Raw genomic sequence first — 15,931 nt, 5'->3', positions numbered from 1 at the left:
TACCTTTCTGTGAAGCTCTGGAAGGGGGTGCCGTCGGCCGGGAGGTGCCGTCAGCCCTTCGTGCTTCCCGCGCTGATCCCGGCGATGATGTGGCGCTGGAACACCAGGAACATCGCCACCATGGGGATGCTGGCGATCACCATCGCGGCGAGCAGCACGGTCAGCGGGATGTTCTGCGACAGCTGGACGAGAGCCACGCTGATGGGCTGTTTGTCGGTGTCGGAGAAGACCATCAGCGGCCAGAGGAAGTCCTGCCAGACGGCGACCAGAGCGAAGATCGACACGACTCCCAGGACCGGCCTGGACATGGGCAGCACGATCGACCAGAGGGTGCGCAGCCGTCCGGCGCCGTCGATCTCGGCGGCCTCCAGGACGTCGCGCGGGATCTGGTCGAAGAAGCGCTTGAGGAGGTAGAGGTTGAAGGCGTTGGCCACCGCGGGCAGCCAGATGCCGAGCGGGTCGTTGAGCAGGCTGGTGTGGATCAGCGGGAGGTCGGCGACGGTCAGGTACTTCGGGACGACCAACGCCTGGGCGGGGACCATCAAGGTGGCGAGGATGCCGCCGAGGAGGATCTTGCCGAAGGCGGGCTTCAGCTTGGACAGGGCGTACGCGGCGGCCGTGCAGAACACGAGTTGGAGAATCCAGGCGCCGGTGGCCTGCACCACCGTGTTCCAGAGGTGGGTGGGCAGGTCCATCAGGTCCCAGGCATCGGTGTAGCCGCTGATGCTCCACCGGTCGGGGACGAGCGTCGGGGGTGTGCGGGTGACCTCGTCCGGCGACTTGATGGCGCCGGTGACCATCCAGTAGACGGGGAAGAGGAAGGCGAGCGCGAAGAGCAGGACCACCCCCGAAAAGACGCTCCAGTAAAGGGTCTTGCCGCGGCGGCGGGCCAGGGTGAGCGGTGAGACCAGTGTTCGGGTGCTCATGAGTCCTCGCCTCCGGAGCTGGTCAGCTTCAGATAGAGCGCGGAGAAGGCGCTGAGCAGGACGAGGAGCATGACGCTCAGGGCGCAGGCTCCGCCGAAGTCGTTGTAGAGGAAGGCGTACTTGTAGATCAGGTACAGGACCGTCACGGTCGAGTTCTCGGGGCCGCCGCCCGTGATGACGAACGGTTCCGTGAAGATCTGCATGGTGGCGATGATCTGCAGCAGCATCAGCATGAGGATGATGAAGCGGGTCTGCGGGATCGTCACATGGCGGATGCGCTGCCAGATGTTCGCGCCGTCCAGCTCGGCCGCCTCGTACAGCTCACCGGGGATGCTCTGCAGCGCGGCCAGGTAGATGAGGACGGTGCCGCCGAGGTTGGCCCAGGTGGCGACGATGACGAGCGAGACGAGGGCGGTGTCGGCGCCGTTGGACCAGTTCGAGGTGGGCAGGTGCAGGAAGCGCAGCGCCTCGTTCGCCAGGCCCGCTCCGGGATCGTAGAACCACTTCCAGAGGAGGGCGCTGACCACCGGCGGGATCATCACCGGCAGATAGACCACGACTCTGAAGAACGCCTTCGCGTGCCGGAGTTCGTTCAGCACCAGCGCCATCACGAAGGGGACGGCGAAGCCGATGAGCAGGGCGAGGAGCGTGAAGGTCAGGGTGTTGCGCCACGCGGCCGCGAACTCCGGGTCGTGGAAGACGCGGGTGAAGTTCTCGGTGCCGACCCACTCCGCCTCCGCCCCTGGCGTGTACTTCTGGAAGGCGATCACGACCGCGCGGATCGCCGGGTACCAGGAGAACAGCGCGAAGCAGAGCAGGCCGCCGATGAGGAAGCCGTACGCGCGCGACTGGTCGGCCAGGCGCCGCCGCAGTGGACGCCGTTGGGGTCCGGGCCTGGGTGCCTCCACCGGCCGTACAGTCGTCGGTGGAGGCACCGCGGGCTTCGATGCGGTCTTCATGAACGGTGTCAGCCCCGGGCCAGAATCGAGTCGATCTTGCCGGACGCGTCGCTCAGGAGCTTGTCGATGTCGGCGTCCTTCTTGGTGAGCACCGCGGAGACGGCGCCGTCCAGGACCGAGTAGATCTGCTGGGCCTGCGGCGGCTCGATCTTCATGTCCAGGCTCTGGTTGCCGTCGAGGAAGGCCTGGTAGTTCTCGACCGGGACGTTGGCGTTCGCCGTCTTGACCTGCTGGTCCTTCGCGTCGGCCGCGCCGGTGAACAGGCGGGGCTCGGGCAGGCCGACGGGTGCGTCGTTCTGCTTGGCGCGGGCGTAGTCACCGAGGAAGCCGTCGCCGGGGGTGAGGAACATCGAGTCGAGCCACTTCAGACCCGCCTTGATCTGCTCGGGCGTCGCCTTCTTGTTGAACATGTAGCCGTCGCCGCCGACGAGCGTGCCGTTGCCGCCGGGCATGGGCGCGAGGGCGAGGTCGTTGTAGTTGCCGCCCTTCTCCTTGACCAGGATCGGGATGTTGTCCGGCGCGGAGAGGTACATGCCGAGCTTCCCGGAGCCCATCATCTGCTGGACGTCATTGAGGATGAGGAGCTGCTTGGTGCCCATGGAGTTGTCGGTCCAGCGCATGTCCTTGAGGTTCTGCAGGACGGCCTTGCCCTCGGGGGTGTCGACGTTGGCCTTCTTGCCGTCCTCGCTGACGACGTCGCCGCCCTGCGAGTACATCTCGGCGGTGAAGTGCCAGCCGCCCTGGTTCTGGGCGCTGTAGTCGGCGTATCCGACGGTGCCGTTGCCGAGCCCGGCTATCGCCTTGGCGGCCGCGCGCAGCTCCTCCCAGGTCGCCGGGGGCTTGTCGGGGTCGAGGCCCGCCTCCTCGAAGAGCTTCTTGTTGTAGATCAGGCCCATCGAGTAGCCGGTGCGCGGGACGCCGTAGATCTTGCCGTCGACGGTGTAGATGTCGCGCAGCTGCTGCTGGATGGTGTCGTAGCTCTTGAGGTCCTTGACGTAACTCGTGATGTCTGCGGCCTGGTTGATGTCCACGACGTGCTTGGCGTCCGTGAAATAGGTGTAGAAGACGTCCTCCATCTGGCCGCCGGCCAGCTTGGCGTCGAACGTCTTGGGGTCCTGACACGGGAACGCGTCGTGCGCGACGACGTCGATGGTCGGGTTGGCCTTCTCGAAGGCCTTGATGTCCGCCTCGAAGAACGAGCGGTCGACCTTCGCGCTCTTGGGCGGCATGCAGTTGACGGTGATGCTGGTCTTGCCGTCGGCCGTGTCGTCGTCGCCCGAACCGCAGGCGGTGGCGGTGAGCGCGAAAGAACACGCCATGAGCGTGATGAAGGTGCGGCGGAACCCGGTGCTTCTCATCGGTGGACCCCTTTGGGCAGGAGCGGGTGGAACCCTTTGGCAACCCGTGGCCTGGAGCGGTGGGCGCCGCACACTCAAGCACCGACGACATCCGTCCGCAAGATGTCGCGCAGAATCTGTAATTATTTGACAGTCACCTGTTGCTCAGTGGCGCGGCGCTTGCGCTGTCGAACCACGGACCACCAACTCGGGCTCGAACAGCAGCTCTTCGGGGGTGACACTGCTGCCGCCGATCTGGGCGTTCAGCAACTCGACGGCCGCGCGCCCCATGGCCTCGATGGGCTGGCGCACGGTGGTCAGCGGCGGCTCGGTGCAGTTCATGAACGCCGAGTCGTCGTAGCCGACCACGGAGACCTCGCCGGGGACGGTGAGTCCCTTGCGGCGGGCGGCCCGTACGGCGCCGAGCGCGAGCGGGTCGCTGGCGCAGATGATGCCGGTGACACCCCGGTCGAGCAGCCGGGTGGCCGCGGCCTGGCCGCCCTCCAGGGAGAACATGGCCCGGGCGATGTGCTCGTCTGGCAGGTCGGGGGCGAGGACGCGCGCCGCGGCGAGTTTGCGCCCCGAGGGCATGTGATCGCCGGGGCCGAGGACAAGTCCGATGCGCTCGTGGCCGAGCGAGTCCAGGTGGCGCCAGGCCTGCTCAACGGCGACGGCGTCGTCGCAGGAGACGCAGGGGAAGCCGAGGTGCTCGATGGCCGCGTTCACAAGCACCACCGGGATGTTGCGGTCCGCGAGCTGCCGGTAGTGGTCGTGCGGCGCGTCCGCCTGCGCGTACAGACCGCCCGCGAACACCACGCCGGAGACCTGCTGTTGGAGCAGCAGCTCCACGTAGTCCGCCTCGGAGACGCCGCCCTTGGTCTGGGTGCACAGCACCGGGGTGAGTCCGAGCTGCGCGAGCGCCCCGCCGATCACTTCGGCGAACGCCGGGAAGATCGGGTTCTGCAGCTCGGGCAGCACGAGGCCCACGAGCCGGGCGCGTTCACCGCGCAGCTGCGTGGGCCTCTCGTAGCCGAGCACGTCCAGTGCGGAGAGAACCGCCTGCCGAGTGGAATCGGAGACTCCGGGCTTGCCGTTGAGCACCCGGCTGACCGTGGCCTCGCTGACCCCGACCTTCTTCGCCACCTGAGCAAGTCGTCGCGTCACATGCGCAAGAATAGCGCAAGATATGCAAACGGCTTGCGTAAAGGTGGAAGCAGTTTACCCAGGAAGCTCCCACCGAGACCTTCACCCGGCCGTCGCTGCACTCCTTCTTCATCGTGACGGTCCTACCCGAGTCTGCGCGTCGTAGCTGGAGCCGTACGGCGCGGTGGAGTAGCGATGGATGCCGTTGACGTCGTCGAAGACCGGGACACCCGTCTGGGCCGGAATGGTCGTCTCGACGCCGTTCCGATAGCTGAGGCGTTTCTTCTCTTCGGGCGGGTGGGGTACCAGCCGAGGTTGTACGGGCAGCCATCCAGATACCGGTCGTCGCCGACGTACTGACGGTCCTCGACGATGTATTGACATGCTCCCACCCTGAAAGGTGGGGATTCTGGCCGTCCCTACCGGATGCTGTGCCGCCTCGCGGCACGGTGCCCAGTAGGGATTCCATGGCTTCCTGTTTCTTCGCGCTGAGCCAGAACGGGTTCTGGTCTTACTGGCGCTCCGCAGGCCGATACCGCCAGTCCGGCGGCCGTCTTGACGTTGGTGGCGGCGTTGATGTCCCGGTCGTGGACGGTGCCGCAGGCAGAGCAGGTCCATTGGCGGACGTGGAGGGGTTTGGGCCGTCCTTGGTCCCGCAGGTGGAGCAGACCTGGCTGGTCGGCTCGAACCTGCCGATCGTGATGAAGGTGCGCCCGTACCGTCTCGCCTTGTATTCGAGCATGGCGAGGAAGGCGCCCCAGCCCGCGTCGTGCACCGATTTCGCCAGCCTGGTGCGTGCAAGTCCGTTCACGGCCAGGTCTTCCACGGCGATCGCTTGGTTCTCGCGGATCAGCTTGGTGGAGAGCCGGTGGTGGAACTCGCGGCGGGCATCGGCCACTTGAGCGTGCGCGCGGGCCACCTTCAGGCGGGCCTTGGCACGGTTCTTCGATCCCTTCCGTTTGCGGGAGAGGTCTTGCTGGGCCTCCTTGAGTTTCTTCTCCGCGCGGCGCAGGAACCGCGGGGAGTCGATCTTCGTGCCGTCGGACAGGACCGCGAAGTGCGTCAGCCCGAGGTCGATGCCGACACTCTGCCCGGTGGCGGGCATCCGGGCGGCGTCAGTGGCGGGGTCGGTGTCGATGACGAAGGACGCGAAGTACCGCCCGGCACTGTCCTTGATCACGGTGACGCTGGAGGGAGTGACGGGCAGCCGCCTGGACCAGGCGACCTTCACCGCCCCGATCTTGGGGAGGTTCAGCTTCCCGCCCGGGGTGATGGACCAGCGGGCGTTGGCTGTGAACCGGATGGCCTGCCGCTTGTCCTTACGTGACTTCATCCGGGGCGGGGCTGTCTTCGGGCCTTTGCGGTCGCCCTTGAGTGAGGTGAAGAAGTTCCTGTAGGCAGTTTCGGCGTCGCGCAGGGACTGCTGGAGCACGACGGAGGAGACCTCCGCGAGCCAGGCCCGCCCGGGGCGTTGCTTCGCCTCGGTGACCAGCGTTCGGGACAGCACGGCCAGGTTCGGGTAGGGCAGACCGCTTGCGTGAGCGTCGCGGCGGGTGCGCACGGCGTCGTTGTACACGACACGGGCACACCCGAACGCCCGCACCAGCGCGCTCGCCTGGCCGGGCTCCGGGTAGAGCCTGAAGGCATACCGGAGCTGCATGACGATCACACTAGGCACACCGCGCACACACCGTCACGACAGAACACCCATTCGACATATCACCGTACATGGCCCACGCACACAGTCCCGCTCCGCCGAAACGCCACCGCGGTGCCCGCGCCGCCACCGCCAGATTCGCTTCATTCCGGCCTGAAGGCCGGAGCACTGCGAATGAATCCCGGCGGCGGTGGACGGTCAGCAGCCGGGCCCTCGCCTCGGCCTCGGCTCCGGCCAGGGCGGGCACGCTGTTCCTCATTCAGCTTGATCCACGGGCCGGTTACTCGGACTCGGCGGCCCACAGGCCCCGCACATGCCCGAGGTGCCGCGTCATGACGGCACGTACGGACTCCTTGTCGCGGGCGAGCAGCGCGTCGAGGAGTTCCAGGTGCTCCTCGGCGGAGTCCTCCAGGCGGCCCGCTGCGACGAGGGCGTTCAGGCCGTAGAGGCGGGAGCGCTTGCGCAGGTCGCCGACGACCTCGACCAGGTGCGCGTTGCCCGCGAGGGCGAGCAGTCCGAGGTGGAAGCGGATGTCGGCCTCGACGTACGCGATGAGGTCACCGGCCGCCGCGGCCGTCACGATCTCCTGGGCCACAGGCCGCAGGGCCTCCAGTGCCACCGGATCGGCCGCCGTGGCGAGCTCGACGGTGGTGGGGATCTCGATCAGCGAGCGGATGTGGGTGTATTCGTCGAGCTGCTTCTCGGAGACCGCGGTGACCCGGAAGCCCTTGTTCGGGACCGTGTCGACGAGGCCTTCCTTGGCGAGGTCGAGCATGGCCTCGCGCACCGGGGTCGCGGAGACGCCGAAGCGGGCGGCGAGGGTGGGCGCGGAGTAGATCTCGCCGGCGCGCAGTTCACCGGCGATCAGCGCGGCGCGCAGCGCGTCCGCGACACGCTCGCGGTAGCTGCTCTTCTTGCCGCCCAGCGAGGGCAGGTCGGGAGCGGCGGGCGGGGCGCTGGTGCGCTGGGCGGCCATGGGTCGTCGTCCTCCTGGTACGGGCATATGCAATGTCACGTGCTACCAGTATCTATGCGGCGGAGAGCATCGTGACCGTGCGGGTCCTGGTGTAGAAGTCGAGGGCCGCCTTGCCCTGCTCGCGCGGGCCGTGGCTGGAGGCCTTCTCGCCGCCGAAGGGCAGATGGAAGTCGACGCCGGTGGTGGGGGCGTTGACCTTGACCATGCCGGTGGCGAGCCGGTCGGCGCAGCGCAGGGCGGCGTCCAGGTCGGCGGTGTGCACGGACGAGACCAGGCCGTGGGCCACGGAGCCCGCGCAGGCGATCGCGGTGTCCAGGTCGGGCGCCGAGCTGAGCGCGGCGATCGGCCCGAAGACCTCTTCGGTGGCCAGCAGGTGGCCCTCGGGGAGCCGGTCCACGAGAGTCGGTGCGGCGTACCAGCCGTCGAGTCCGGCCGGGCGCACTCCCCCGGTCAGCAGGCGCCCTCCGGAAGCCGCGGCGAGGACGGCGTCGCGGGCCGCTGCGGAGATGAGCGGGCCGCACACGGTGTCCGGGTCGCCGGGGTCTCCGGTACGCAGGGCGTGCAGCGCGCTGATCAGGGCCTCCCGGAGCGGCCCCGGGTCGCCGACCGTGATGATCCGCTTGGTGGCCGTGCACTTCTGGCCCGCGAATCCGGCGACGGCGGCGGCGAGTTGCGCCGCGGTCGTCTCCACGTCGGCGTCGGGCAGCACGAGAGCGGCGTTCTGGCCGCCCATCTCCGCCTGTACCGGAGTGCCGCTCGCGGTCGCGGCCTGTACGACGGCCCGGCCGACGGCGGTGGAGCCGGTGAAGGAGACGACGTCGGCGCCGTCGACCAGCGCCATGCCCTCCTCGGCCCCGCCGGGCACGACCGTGAACACACCCTCCGGAAGCACTCCGTCGAGGAGTTCGGCGAGCCGCAGCGCGCAGGCGGTGGCGGGCGGTGCGGGCTTGAGCACGACCGCGTTGCCGGTGGCGAGCGCGGGCGCGGCCTTCCAGAGGGGGATGGCGAGCGGGAAGTTCCAGGGCGTGATCAGCCCGGCGACGCCGTGCGGGGCGCGCCGGGTGAACAGCAGTCCTGCCCCGGCCGCCGGTTCGTGGACGGAGCCGACCGGGTCGTAAGGCTGCTGTGCGTAGTAGCGCAGGATCGCGACGGCGCGGGCGATCTCGCCACGTGCTTCGGTGATCGGCTTGCCGACCTCGCGGACGACGAGCGCAGCGAGTTCGTCGCCCGCCTGCTCGACGCGCTCGGCAGCCGCGTGCAGGGCTGCGGCGCGGCGGGCGGCACCACCCTGGGCCCACAGGCGGGAGGCGGCACGGGCGTGTTCGACCGCGGCGAGGACACCCTGGCGTCCGATGGCGGGCGTCTCGGTGAGGATGTCGGCGGGGCGGGCGGGGTTGTGGCTGACGACGAGGGTCATGTGGTGCGCTCCTGGGACCCGTGGGGTCCAGAGGGTGAGTCCGGCCGGGAACGGGTCGGAGAGGTCTGGAGGATGAACCCGGCGGGAAACGGGTCGGATGGATCTAGAGGATGAATCCGGGCGGGAACGGGTCGGAAGGATCTAGAGGACGAACCCGGCAGGGAAGGGGTCGGAGGGGTCCAGCAGGTACTGGGCGGTGCCGGTCACCCAGGCGCGGCCGGTGAAGCTGGGCAGTACGGCCGGGATCCCGGCGACCTCGGTGGTGCCGAGCAGCCGTCCCGTGAACTGCGTCCCGATGAACGACTCGTTCACGAACTCGGTGTTCAGGGGGAGTTCGCCGCGGGCGTGCAGCTGCGCCATGCGCGCGCTCGTGCCGGTACCGCAGGGCGAGCGGTCGAACCAGCCGGGGTGGATGGCCATCGCATGGCGGGAGTGCCGTGCCGTGGCGCCGGGGGCGATGAGGTGGACGTGGTGGCAGCCGCGGATGGACGGGTCCTCGGGGTGGACGGGTTCCTCCTCCGCGTTGATCGCCTCCATCAGCGAGAGGCCGGCGGCGAGGATGTCGTCCTTGCGGGTCCGGTCGAAGGGCAGCCCGAACTGCTCCAGCGGCAGGATCGCGTAGAAGTTGCCGCCGTAGGCCAGGTCGTACGTCACCGTCCGGCCGTCGGAAAGCGTGATCTTGCGGTCGAGGCCGGCGGAGAAGGAGGGGACGTTCTTCAGCGTCACCGACTTCGCGGCGCCGTCCTCCACCGCGACCTCGGCGACGACGAGGCCCGCCGGGGTGTCCAGGCGGATGGTGGTGACGGGCTCGACGACCTCGACCATCCCCGTCTCGACGAGGACGGTGGCGACGCCGATGGTCCCGTGGCCGCACATCGGGAGATAGCCGGAGACCTCGATGTAGACGACCCCGTAGTCGCAGTCGGGGCGGGTCGGCGGCTGGAGGATCGCGCCGCTCATCGCCGAGTGCCCGCGCGGCTCGTTCATCAGGAGCTGCTTGATGTGGTCGCGGTGCTCACGGAAGTAGAGCCGGCGCTCGTTCATGGTCGCGCCAGGGATGGTGCCGATCCCGCCGGTGATCACCCGGGTCGGCATTCCCTCGGTGTGCGAGTCGACGGCGTGCAGGACGAGTTTGCTGCGCATGTCCGAGCTGCTCCCTTGAACGTGGGACACGGATGAAGAGGTGGAGGGGTGACGGGCGCGGCGGTCGGTGAGGGCCGCCCGCCGCGCCCGTCGGTCGGTGTGGGACCGGCCGCACCCGGTCCCGTACCACCGGCGACGGTCAGGCGAGACCGTCGGCGACGGCCTTCTCGGTCGCGGCGCGCACCGCGGCCTCCTGCTCCGGCAGCAGCGGAACCCGCGGCGGCCGGACCGGACCGCCGTGCCGGCCGACGATGTCCATGGACAGCTTGATGGCCTGCACGAACTCGACCTTGGAGTCCCAGCGGTGCAGCGCGTGCAGCTTCCGGTAGAGCGGCAGCGCGGTCTTCAGATCGCCCTCGATCGCCGCGTGGTAGAGCTCCACGGTGGACTTCGGCAACGCGTTCGGGTATCCGGAGACCCAGCCCTTCGCACCGGCGATCGCCAGCTCCAGGAGGACGTCATCGGCGCCGATCAGGACGTCCAGCTCAGGGGCCAGCTCCTGGATCTGGTAGATGCGGCGCACGTCGCCGGAGAACTCCTTGACGCCGTGGATGTGGCCCGCGGCGTGCAGCTTCGCCAACAGTTCCGGAACCAGGTCGACCTTGGTGTCGATGGGGTTGTTGTACGCCACGATCGGGACGCCCGCCTTGGCGACCTCCTCGTAGTGGGCGAGGACGGAGCGCTCGTCGGCGCGGTAGGCGTTCGGCGGCAGCAGCATCACGGACGCGCAGCCGGCGTCGCGGGCCTGCTCGGCCCAGCGGCGGGCCTCGGCGGAGCCGTAGGCGGCGACGCCGGGCATCACACGGGAGCCGCCGATGGCGGCCACGGCCGTCTCCACGACCTTGGTGCGCTCCTCGGGCGTGAGCACCTGGTACTCGCCGAGGGAGCCGTTCGGCACGACGCCGTCACAGCCGTTCTCGACGAGCCAGGCGCAGTGCTCGGCGAACTTCTCGTAGTTGACGGAGAGGTCGTCGTTCAACGGAAGGGCCGTGGCGACGAGGACTCCGCGCCAGGGGCGGTTCTCGGTGGTGGTCATGAGCGGTCCCATCTCAATAGGGTGTGACATTTTACTGGCAGTCATAGGTTGCTGGTAATCAGCCATAGGTTGCTGGTAATCACGGGCCGAGGCGCCCTGCCCGCTGCAGGGCTCAGGGTTCCTCGGACTCCCCCGCACGGGCCAGCACCCCGAGCGGTACGGGCCGGGCGAACGGCCGCCGCGACGGCGTGAGTTCGCATCCGGCGAGCCCCGCGACAGCGGGACCGCACACCCGGCCCTGGCACCAGCCCATACCGGCCCGGGTCAGCAGCTTCACCGTGCGGACATCGCCCGCGCCGAGTTCGCCGACGGCCTCGCGGATCGCACCGCCGGTGACCTCCTCGCAGCGGCAGACGACCGTGTCGTCGGTGATCAGCTCGGTCCAGTGCGCGGGCGGCGCGTAGGCGCCGTCGACGGCCGCGAAGAATTTCCGCAGTTTCGTACGGGTCCTCGCTGCCGCCGCCCAGCCGCGCGGGTCGGGTTCGGCGCCGGAGAGCCTGGCCGCGATCGAGCGTCCCGCGATGTGGCCCTCGGCGAGCGAGAGGGCGGCGCCGCCGATGCCGGTGGTCTCGCCGGCCGCCCAGACTCCGGGGACATCGGTGCGCTGCTCGTCGTCGACGTGCACGTCGAGCCCGTCGATACGGCAGCCGAGCGCCTCCGCGAGGTCGGTGTGCGGCAGCATGCCGTGGCCGACGGCGAGCGTGTCGCAGGGGATACGCCGTTCGGTTCCGGGCCGCACCCGGCCGTCGGCGTCGAGTGCGGCCACGGTCACGGCGTCCAGCCGGTCCCCGCCGTGTGCCTCGACCACGGTGTGGTGCACGAAGGTCTGCACCCGGTGCCGCAGCAGTTCGGCCGCGTACTGGGCGCCCTCCGCGATCTTGGCCGGATACACCGCGAACGTCCCGCCCCGACGCAGGAACGCCTTCGGGTCCGCGGACTCCACGAGAGCGGCGACCTCGGCACCCGCCGCGGCGAGCCCCGTGGCGACCGGCAGCAGCAGCGGCCCGGTGCCCGCCACCACGGCGGTACGGCCCGGCAGGACGAGCCCGCCCTTGAGCATGGCCTGCGCGCCGCCCGCGGTCACCACGCCGGGCAGTGTCCAGCCGGGGAAGGGCAGCACCTTCTCGTATCCCCCGGTGGCGAGCAGTACGGCGTCGGCGTGGACCTCGGCGGGCTCCTCCTGCTCGGGTCCGAGCAGGGCGTGGACGGTGAATCCGTTCAAGTCCGGTTCCACGAACCACACATGATGTTCCGTCAGGTGGACCGCGCGTCCACTGGCGATGTGCGCGCCGAGTCCGTCGCGCAGCCGCTCCCAGGTGCGCCACTGGTGGTGCAGGGCCTGGGGGCGGCGGGCGCCGAGGCCTTCGGCGGGCTGCCGGTAGAACTGGCCGCCGGCCTCCGCACCGGAGTCGATCACCGTCACGTGGACACCTCGCGCGGCGGCGGCGAGCGCGGCGGCGAGCCCCGCGGGGCCGGCGCCGATCACGGCCAGGCGGGTTCCCTCAGCCATCGTGACCGGTTCCTTCTTGTGTGCGGATGGCGTCCCCCGGCTTCAGCGGCAGCAGGCAAGCCCGTTGATTGAGGCGGCCGTTGACGGTCACCAGGCAGTCGAAGCAGACGCCGATGCCGCAGAAGACGCCGCGCGGACGGCCTTCGCCCCGGGTGGTGCGCCAGGAGGTGACGCCCGCGGCCCAGAGCGCGGCGGCGACGGTCTGCCCGGGCAGGGCTTCGATCTCGCGTCCGTCGAGCGTGACCGTGAAGGCCGGTCCGGGCCGGGCGTCGGCCAGTTCCAGCGGGGTACGGGAACTCACTGGGCCTCCTCGGGCGCGGGAGAGGGGAAGCGGTTGGGCCGGAACGGTCCGAGGGCGAGATCCGGGGTCTTGCCGGTCAGCACCTGGGCGATCAAGTGCCCGGTGCCGGTGGCGAGCCCGATGCCCGCGCCCTCGTGCCCGCAGGCGTGGAAGAGGCCCGGCACCCGTGCGTCGGGACCGATCGCGGGCAGATGGTCGGGCATGTAGGGGCGGAAGCCCAGGTACCCGCGCATCGCCTTCACCTTCTCCAGGAAGGGGAAGAGGCGCGTGGCGCCTCCGGCGAGGGCCCGGGCGACCGGCAGCGAGAACGTCCGGTCGAAGCCGACCCGTTCACGACTCGCGCCGATCAGCACAGGCCCCGCGGCCGTCCCCTCCACGACCGGCGAGGTCTGCAGTGCGGCCGAGTCACTGGCGACGTCGGCCACATAGTCGGCGGCGTAGACCTTGTGGCGGATCATGCGGGGCAGGGGTTCGGTGACGAGGACGAAGCCTCTCCGGGGAAGCACGGGAAGGGAGACTCCGGCGAGCGCGGCCAGCTCTCCGCCCCAGGTGCCGGCCGCGTTCACGACCACCGGGGCGTGGATCTCCCCCTTGTCCGTACGGACACCGCGTACCGCTCCGTCCGCCGTGCGCAGCACCTCCGTGACCGTCCGGCCGGTGAGCAGGCGGGCACCCGAGGCGCGTACGAGATGGGCGGCGGCCAGCGTCGGCATCACCTGGGCGTCCTGCGGGTAGTGGACGGCGCCCGCGAGGCCGGGCGCCAAGTGGGGCTCCAGGTCGTGGAGTTGCCCGGCGGCGACCGTTGCGGCCTCGACCCCGGCGGCACGCTGCCCGACCGCGAAGGTCTCCAGCGCGGCCAGCCCCTCGGGCGTGGCGGCCACGACGAGGCCGCCCTTGGCCTCGTACTCGATCGCCTCGCCAACTTCCTGGGCGAGGTCGGTCCACAACCGCCCCGAGAGCAGGGCGAGTTCCAGCTCGGGGCCCGGCTCCTTGTCGGAGACGAGCAGATTGCCCTCGCCCGCGCCGGTGGTACCGCCGGCCACCGGGCCGCGGTCCACGAGGACGACGTCCAGGCCCGCCCGAGCCGCGTAGAGGGCGCTTGCCGCGCCCACCATTCCGGCTCCGACGACCACGACATCGCAGGTCAGTCGCTTGGTCACGTCAGTACTATGTCACATGTTTCCTTTTCGGCCAAGGGCATCTAGGCTCGGTCACGCCTCACCCGAAACCCGAAAAAAGACTGCAGAAGAAGGTGCCTGACCGTGGCCAAGGGTCGAAAGAACGGCCTCTACCAAGGTGTCTCCGCGGAGCTCTCCGCCCTGATGAGGACGGGCTGGGCCGACACCGAAAAGCGTGACCTCCAGCCGAACGAACAGACGCCGTACGCGGCCCGCCGCCGCGCCGCACTCTCCGCCCGCTTCCCGGGCGAGCGCCTCGTCATCCCCTCCGGAAGCCTCAAGACCCGCTCGAACGACACCCCCTACCCGTTCCGCCCGTACTCCGGCTACGTCCACCTGACGGGGGATCAAGCCCGGGACGGCGCCCTGGTGTTGGAGCCGCGCGCGGACGGCGGTCACGACGCGCACTGCTACCAGCTCCCCCGCGACACCAGGGACAGCGACGAGTTCTGGACGGGCAAGACGGCCGAGCTGTGGATGGGCCGCCGCCGTTCCCTCGCCGAGTCGGAGCGGGTGCTCGGCCTGCCGTGCCGAGACATCCGTACGATCGCCGAGGACCTGAAGGACACCGGCGTACCGACCCGTCTCGTACGCGGTCACAACGCCGTGCTCGACGCGGCGCTCACCACGGACGAGGAGCGGGACGCCGAGTTCGAGGAGGCGGTGTCCGGACTGCGGCTGGTCAAGGACGAGTGGGAGATCGGCGAGATGCGCCGCGCCGTGGACGCCACGGTGCGCGGATTCACCGATGTCGTACGGGAGTTGTCGCAGGCGGTCGCCACCTCCGAGCGGTGGATCGAAGGCACCTTCTTCCGCCGCGCCCGCGTCGAGGGCAACGACGTCGGCTACGGCTCCATCTGCGCCGCCGGCGAGCACGCCACGATCATGCACTGGACGGACAACGACGGCCCGGTCCGCCCGGGCGAACTCCTCCTGCTCGACGCGGGCGTGGAGACCCGCACCCTCTACACCGCCGACGTCACGCGCACCCTCCCCGTCGACGGCACGTTCACCCCGCTCCAGCGCGAGATCTACGACGCGGTTTACGAGGCGCAGGAGGCCGGCATGGCCGCTGTGAAGCCGGGTGCGCACTACCGCGACTTCCACGAGGCGGCCCAGCGGTCGATGGCCGAGCGCCTCGTGGCGTGGGGATTCATCGAGGGCCCGGCCGAGCGGGCGTACGAACTCGGTCTGCAGCGGCGCTTCACCATGGCGGGCACCGGCCACATGCTGGGACTCGACGTCCACGACTGCGCGAAGGCCCGCAACGAGGAGTACGTCGACGGGGTCCTGGAGCCGGGCATGGTGCTCACCGTCGAGCCCGGCCTCTACTTCCAGCCCGACGACCTGACGGTGCCCGAGGAGTGGCGCGGCATCGGCGTCCGCATCGAGGACGACCTGCTGGTGACGGCGGAGGGGTACGAGAACCTGTCGGCGGGGCTCCCGCGCTCGGCCGACGAAGTCGAGGCATGGATGCGGGAGTTCGCCGGATAGCGCCCAGCCGGTTCAGATCCTGCTCTCGGTCACCGTGTCAGATCCTGCTCTCGGTCGCCGTGTCGGCGGACAGCCGCTGAGCCACGTAGATCGGAATCACCGAGAACAGGACTAGGACCGCCGCGACGACGTTCACGACCGGTGCCTGCTGGGGCCGTGTCATGTTGTTGAAGATCCAGATCGGCAGGGTCTCGATGCCGGGTCCGGCCGTGAACGTCGTCACCACGATCTCGTCGAAGGAGAGCGCGAAGGCCAGCAGTCCGCCCGCGAGGAGCGCCGAGCGGATCAGCGGGAAGGTGATGTCGACGAAGGCCCGGAAGGTGTCGGCGCCCAGGTCCATGGCCGCTTCCTCGTAACTGCCCGAGGTGCGGCGCAGTCTCGCGACGACGTTGTTGAAGACGACGACGATGCAGAAGGTGGCGTGGCCGACGACCACGGTGAACATGCCGAGGCCGACGCCGAGCGGCTCGAGTACCGTGCTGAACGCCGAGTTGAGCGCGATGCCGGTGACGATGCCGGGCAGCGCGATCGGCAGGACGACCACGAAGGAGATGGCGTCGCGGCCGAAGAAGCGGTGCCGGGCCACCGCGAACGCGATCAGCGTGCCGAGCACCAGGGCGATGGCGGTGGCGCCGAGCCCCGCCTTGACGGAGACCCAGAGCGCCTCGCGGGCGCCCGTGTTCTCCCAGGCGACCGACCACCAGTGGAAGGTGAGGCCGGTCGGCGGCCAGCTCGCGCTGCGGTCCGGGTTGAAGGAGTTGACCAGGACGAGCGCGAGCGGGACGTAGATGACCGCGAAGCCGAGCCCGGCGGCGACGCGCAGCGCGATGCGCGCGGAACGGGACAGTTGCACA

Annotated in this window: 13 protein-coding genes and 1 pseudogene; 1 reads left to right on the top strand and 13 read right to left on the bottom strand. The window is 69.8% G+C overall.

The genetic code is table 11. The features are described from left to right. Nucleotides 1–50 precede the first annotated feature (50 nt). From OG219_RS40090 to OG219_RS40035, 12 genes and pseudogenes are all read right to left on the bottom strand, one after another. Nucleotides 51–926 (bottom strand): carbohydrate ABC transporter permease, encoded by an 876-nt coding sequence (locus tag OG219_RS40090; protein ID WP_266835153.1) that lies wholly within the window; start codon nucleotides 924–926, stop codon nucleotides 51–53. Then, nucleotides 923–1,885, bottom strand: a complete 963-nt coding sequence (locus tag OG219_RS40085; protein ID WP_266835151.1) for a carbohydrate ABC transporter permease — start codon at nucleotides 1,883–1,885, stop codon at nucleotides 923–925. The genes OG219_RS40090 and OG219_RS40085 overlap by 4 nt, the downstream gene beginning before the upstream one ends. A gap of 8 nt (nucleotides 1,886–1,893) precedes the next feature. Beyond that, the gene (locus tag OG219_RS40080; protein WP_266835149.1) at nucleotides 1,894–3,243 is read right to left on the bottom strand and encodes an ABC transporter substrate-binding protein; all 1,350 of its coding nucleotides are present in this window, start codon (nucleotides 3,241–3,243) and stop codon (nucleotides 1,894–1,896) included. A 144-nt stretch (nucleotides 3,244–3,387) separates the two neighbouring features. Continuing rightward, nucleotides 3,388–4,386, bottom strand: coding sequence for a LacI family DNA-binding transcriptional regulator (locus OG219_RS40075; protein ID WP_266835147.1), 999 nt, complete (start codon nucleotides 4,384–4,386; stop codon nucleotides 3,388–3,390). 398 nt (nucleotides 4,387–4,784) lie between these two features. Continuing rightward, nucleotides 4,785–6,025: pseudogene (locus tag OG219_RS40070) on the bottom strand (RNA-guided endonuclease InsQ/TnpB family protein). A gap of 277 nt (nucleotides 6,026–6,302) precedes the next feature. Further along, nucleotides 6,303–6,998 (bottom strand): GntR family transcriptional regulator, encoded by a 696-nt coding sequence (locus tag OG219_RS40065; protein WP_266835145.1) that lies wholly within the window; start codon nucleotides 6,996–6,998, stop codon nucleotides 6,303–6,305. 52 nt (nucleotides 6,999–7,050) lie between these two features. Next, nucleotides 7,051–8,415: an aldehyde dehydrogenase gene (locus OG219_RS40060; protein ID WP_266835143.1), complete on the bottom strand. Its 1,365-nt coding sequence runs from the start codon at nucleotides 8,413–8,415 to the stop codon at nucleotides 7,051–7,053. A gap of 141 nt (nucleotides 8,416–8,556) precedes the next feature. Continuing rightward, entirely contained in the window at nucleotides 8,557–9,558 is a 1,002-nt protein-coding gene (locus OG219_RS40055) for a proline racemase family protein (RefSeq protein ID WP_266835141.1), read from the bottom strand. A 139-nt stretch (nucleotides 9,559–9,697) separates the two neighbouring features. After that, nucleotides 9,698–10,594, bottom strand: coding sequence for a dihydrodipicolinate synthase family protein (locus OG219_RS40050; RefSeq protein ID WP_266835139.1), 897 nt, complete (start codon nucleotides 10,592–10,594; stop codon nucleotides 9,698–9,700). A 112-nt stretch (nucleotides 10,595–10,706) separates the two neighbouring features. Then, on the bottom strand, nucleotides 10,707–12,104 hold the full coding sequence (locus tag OG219_RS40045) for an FAD-dependent oxidoreductase (RefSeq protein ID WP_266835137.1): 1,398 nt from the start codon (nucleotides 12,102–12,104) through the stop codon (nucleotides 10,707–10,709). Further along, on the bottom strand, nucleotides 12,097–12,405 hold the full coding sequence (locus tag OG219_RS40040; protein WP_266835135.1) for a (2Fe-2S)-binding protein: 309 nt from the start codon (nucleotides 12,403–12,405) through the stop codon (nucleotides 12,097–12,099). The genes OG219_RS40045 and OG219_RS40040 overlap by 8 nt, the downstream gene beginning before the upstream one ends. Beyond that, nucleotides 12,402–13,565 carry an FAD-binding oxidoreductase gene (locus tag OG219_RS40035; protein ID WP_266835133.1) on the bottom strand — a complete coding sequence of 388 codons (1,164 nt, stop codon included), beginning with the start codon at nucleotides 13,563–13,565 and terminating at the stop codon, nucleotides 12,402–12,404. The genes OG219_RS40040 and OG219_RS40035 overlap by 4 nt, the downstream gene beginning before the upstream one ends. A 102-nt stretch (nucleotides 13,566–13,667) precedes the next feature. On the opposite strand from OG219_RS40035, the gene OG219_RS40030 reads away from it, so the two are divergent. Beyond that, nucleotides 13,668–15,077, top strand: a complete 1,410-nt coding sequence (locus OG219_RS40030) for an aminopeptidase P family protein (protein ID WP_266835131.1) — start codon at nucleotides 13,668–13,670, stop codon at nucleotides 15,075–15,077. A 37-nt stretch (nucleotides 15,078–15,114) separates the two neighbouring features. Here OG219_RS40030 and OG219_RS40025 read toward each other — a convergent pair whose 3' ends face one another. Continuing rightward, the gene (locus tag OG219_RS40025; RefSeq protein WP_266835129.1) at nucleotides 15,115–15,930 is read right to left on the bottom strand and encodes an ABC transporter permease; all 816 of its coding nucleotides are present in this window, start codon (nucleotides 15,928–15,930) and stop codon (nucleotides 15,115–15,117) included. Between the last annotated feature and the right edge of the window lies 1 nt (nucleotide 15,931).

This window comes from Streptomyces sp. NBC_00038, assembly GCF_026343635.1.
In the GTDB taxonomy this organism is placed as follows: domain Bacteria; phylum Actinomycetota; class Actinomycetes; order Streptomycetales; family Streptomycetaceae; genus Streptomyces.
The sequence above is the reverse complement of the archived record's forward strand: the minus strand, read 5'-3'. Positions and strand labels throughout refer to the sequence as shown.